The sequence below is a fragment of the Vibrio genomosp. F10 str. 9ZD137 genome (assembly GCF_049974785.1).
In the GTDB taxonomy this organism is placed as follows: domain Bacteria; phylum Pseudomonadota; class Gammaproteobacteria; order Enterobacterales; family Vibrionaceae; genus Vibrio.
Window position 1 is genome coordinate 1 of the sequence record NZ_JBNGCJ010000512.1, and the last position, 3,840, is coordinate 3,840.

Below are 3,840 nucleotides of genomic sequence, written 5' to 3' on the forward strand. Positions count from 1 at the left end.
GTAACCATTCGTCTAGGCCTGCAATCGCTCACAGGCTCAAGCAATCTACCCGCCCCCATACGCGAGCAGCGCAATGTGAGGGCCTATTTGATCTTGCTCCGGGTGGAGTTTACCTTGCTACGAACTGTTACCAGACGCACGGTGCGCTCTTACCGCACCCTTTCAGCCTTACCTGTGCCTCTTCCGAAGAAATGAGGCCATCGGCGGTCTTCTCTCTGCTGCACTTGTCGTGAGCTCACGCTCCCCAGGCGTTACCTGGCACCCTGCTCTATGGAGCCCGGACGTTCCTCCCCTCCATCAGTCTCCCGAAGGACATCAATGAAGCAGCGATTACCCAGTCAACTCCGAGGCGAATTGTATAGATAAGCGTAAAGCCTGTCTAGGAAGATGTCATCAAATGAACATTTTGTAAGCTTTCTAACAAAAACACACCATGCCCTGCTTGCACTTTAACCACATCGATTACTATTCAACTACAAAAAGAAGGTTAACTTAAATGCTCTAAACCCCATTTATACAGTGCATTTTTCTTTAAGTTATAGATTTCAGCCGTCATTGCCGCCGCTTTTTTAAGGGGTAATTCTTTCGTCAAAATGGTCAACGTTCTGGTGACTTCGTCTGGCATGGTTTCTTCGGCATTGTCTCTAAAGCCATGAATAAGCAGCACCATTTCACCACGGCGCTGATTTTCATCGCTGTTTACCCATTCAATTAATTCACCTAAAGGCAGCTTTTTAATGGTTTCAAAAGTTTTAGTGATCTCACGAGCCAGCACCACTTCTCGGTTTGGCCCCAAAATATCAAGCATATCGCTAAGAGAATCTAAGATTCGGTGAGGAGATTCGTAAAAGATACAGGTGCGCTCTGCTTTCGCGATTTCCAAAAATTTATCTTTGCGGCCTTTGCTTTTTGGCGGTAAGAAGCCTTCAAAGCTAAAGCGATCCGATGGAAGCCCTGACGCGCTGAGTGCGGTAATAACAGCACAAGCCCCCGGTAAAGGCACAACTCTTACACCTGCTTGACGACATTGATTCACAAGGTGGTATCCTGGATCACTAATTAAAGGCGTACCCGCATCAGACACTAATGCGATAGACTGCCCTTCACATAATCTATCAACTAATACTTGAGCTTTTTGCTGTTCATTGTGATCATGCAACGGGAAGGTCTTAGTTTTAATGTTGAAATGAGCGAGTAATCGACCCGTATGGCGAGTATCTTCAGCGGCAATTACATCGACGGTTGATAAAACATCGATGGCACGCTGGGTAATATCACCCAAATTGCCTATTGGAGTCGGAACAATATAGAGAGTTGGGATCTCTGCTGGCAATGTTTTGTTGTCTGTCATTTGTTTACCATCACTTCAACGATTAATATAGAGATAATTTTACACTTACAAGTATAAGAATGCATGGCTATGAAGAACCATAAGAGAATCAGTGTACCACGCTTGCTCACACCTGTTGCACTCGCAATCGTGTTGAGTGCGTGTTCATCTACACCTTCAGCACCGACCTATGTTGATATTTTGCAAGATCCTGCGCAATCGGCTGAGAGCTATTTAATGCAGGCAGACAGTGCACAAGGTTCGATTCAAAGAGACTGGTTAATCATGGCGTTTAAAGCCGCGATTGAAAGTAACGATATCGATCTGGCTAACCGTCTATCAAAGAGAATCGTTAAGCTTCCCCTGGATGAGCTGCAACAGTCGGAATGGCAACTGTCACGCGCTGAGCTGCTTAACAGTGTTGGTGAATATCAACAGGCATTGTCACAACTCAACTTTCAAAAGCAATGGTCGTTACCAGACCAGCAATGGGTTGACTACTACCAACTCAGAGCAGACTTATACACCAATCAAGCAAGATTTTTTGAAGCCAGTAAAGAGCTTGTCTACCTCAGTGCCTACCAAGATGAGGTTGAACAGCAGCAAACAGCCAACTTAATCTGGACCAACCTTGAACGTTATCAATCGGATCAGATGGCGCTTTTAAGCGCTTCAGAAAGTGAAGAGATCATTGACGGTTGGGTTCAGCTGAGCGTTTATATGAAGACGCTCGCGAACAGCATCCCAATGCTTAAAAACAGTCTTGAGAAATGGTTTGAAGAGAACCCAACACACCCAGCCGTGATGTATACTCCACAAGCGATTCAAGACGTATTGGATTTAGAAATAACCAAGCCAAAAAATACGGCCATCTTACTTCCTCTTTCGGGTAAGTTTTCAAAACAAGCTCAGTTAATCCGTGACGGCTTTATCATGGCGATGATGAATGACGAAAATCGTGATGAACAAGCGACCCTCACTATCGTCGACACCAATAAAACCGGACGAACTGAACTTGAAGCCATATTAGTTGAGAAGCGTATCGATTTTATTGTTGGGCCTTTAACAAAAGATAATGTAGAGCAACTGGAAGAAATTCAAACCAATCTAAGCCAGCACATTCCAACCTTAGCGCTCAATATTCCCGATAACTTGGAAATAGGAACAGGCACCTGCTACATCGCTCTTTCTCCGGAGCAAGAAGTCGCTCAAGCAGCAAAATACTTACACCAACAAGGTTATCAATACCCATTAGTTTTAGCGCCACAAGGCAAGCTTGGTCAACGAGTTAGCGAAGCGTTTACTGCAGAATGGGAAAAGCTTAATGATAACAAGGTGGCTGTTAACCTGTTTGGTGACAAGCGCCAGCTTCAACGTAACATTAACTCGGTGTTTGGATTGCAAGATAGCCAACAGCATATTGCTCAGATTGAGGGGCTACTGGCGATACCTTTAGAAAGCCAACCTCGCAGCCGTCGCGATATCGATGCGGTCTATATTGTCGCTAGCGGGCCTGAATTGACATTGATTAAGCCATTTATTGAAGTTGCGATTAATCCAGATACAAAGCCACCAAAATTGTTTTCCAACTCTCGTAGTAACAGTGGCAATAAGCAGTATGAAGATCTGACGGGTATCACCTACAGTGATATACCGCTGTTGCTTCAAAAAGACACGCCTTTAATGGCTCAAATGGAACAGCTATGGGAAAAAGATTCAAACTCTGAACGCCGCCTTCAAGCGCTTGGCATTGATGCTTATCATATGATGGATCAATTACCGCAAATGAAGATCATGCCAGATCATAGCTACCAAGGCCAAACAGGCCTTCTGCGTATCGATGAAAATTGCATTGTGCAAAGAGAAATTAGCTGGGCTGAGCATGGGGCTCTTTAGCCGCAGAGACAAAGGTCAACACTATGAGACTGTCGCTAAAAATCATCTAGAAGGTTGCGGTCTCATGGTTATTGAGAGAAACTTCACCGCTCGCTGCGGGGAAATCGATCTCATTATGAAAGACGGTACTACCATCGTTTTTGTTGAAGTTCGCTACCGTGAAAATAAACGCTACGGTCACGCAGCTGAAACCGTTTCTCCGAGCAAAGTCGCCAAATTACTCAAAACAGCCCATTATTGGCTTTTAAAAACAAATCGCTCTGTTGAGCAAACCGATCTCCGTTTTGATGTTATTGCTATTCACCAGCAAGGTAAGCAGATCGAATGGATTAAAAACGCAATCACCCAAGGATAACCGATGCTCGATAGCATTAAAGATAGCTTCACTGAAAGCATTCAAATTCAAATTGCCGCAGCCGAAGCACTTCCGGATGCAATTACTCATGCTGCACAAGCAATGGTTGCTAGCCTACTCAACGGCAACAAGATTCTTTGCTGTGGTAATGGTGGTTCCTCATCAAATGCCCAGCAATTCGTCTCTTGCCTTTTAAATCGCTTTGAAACTGAGCGTCCAAGCTTACCAGCCATGGCTCTAACGGCGGACAATACAACGC

4 protein-coding genes and 1 other RNA gene are annotated in these 3,840 nt (G+C 44.7%); 3 read left to right on the forward strand and 2 right to left on the reverse strand.

The genetic code is table 11. The features are described from left to right. Together rnpB and rsmI are read right to left on the reverse strand one after the other, a co-directional pair. Nucleotides 1-346, reverse strand: an RNA gene (gene rnpB, locus ACP45E_RS12455) — RNase P RNA component class A; the annotation flags it as partial. Between the two features lie 141 nt (nucleotides 347-487). Next, nucleotides 488-1,351, reverse strand: coding sequence for a 16S rRNA (cytidine(1402)-2'-O)-methyltransferase (gene rsmI / locus ACP45E_RS12460; RefSeq protein WP_017035523.1), 864 nt, complete (start codon nucleotides 1,349-1,351; stop codon nucleotides 488-490). Between the two features lie 69 nt (nucleotides 1,352-1,420). Between rsmI and ACP45E_RS12465 the strand changes: the two genes are divergently transcribed. From ACP45E_RS12465 to ACP45E_RS12475, 3 genes are all read left to right on the forward strand, one after another. Next, nucleotides 1,421-3,226 (forward strand): penicillin-binding protein activator, encoded by a 1,806-nt coding sequence (locus ACP45E_RS12465; RefSeq protein ID WP_017035524.1) that lies wholly within the window; start codon nucleotides 1,421-1,423, stop codon nucleotides 3,224-3,226. After that, nucleotides 3,213-3,581, forward strand: coding sequence for a YraN family protein (locus ACP45E_RS12470; RefSeq protein WP_017035525.1), 369 nt, complete (start codon nucleotides 3,213-3,215; stop codon nucleotides 3,579-3,581). Before ACP45E_RS12465 ends, ACP45E_RS12470 begins: the two co-directional genes overlap by 14 nt. Nucleotides 3,582-3,584: 3 nt before the next feature. After that, on the forward strand, nucleotides 3,585-3,840 hold a 256-nt coding region (locus ACP45E_RS12475; protein WP_141707324.1), incomplete at its 3' end, for an SIS domain-containing protein.

Bases quoted from the DNA above. Each gene is read 5' to 3' on its own strand.
- ACP45E_RS12465 (WP_017035524.1), top strand. From the start codon at position 1,421: ATGAAGAACCATAAGAGAATCAGTGTACCACGCTTGCTCACACCTGTT.
- rsmI (WP_017035523.1), bottom strand. From the start codon at position 1,351: ATGACAGACAACAAAACATTGCCAGCAGAGATCCCAACTCTCTATATT.
- ACP45E_RS12470 (WP_017035525.1), top strand. From the start codon at position 3,213: ATGGGGCTCTTTAGCCGCAGAGACAAAGGTCAACACTATGAGACTGTC.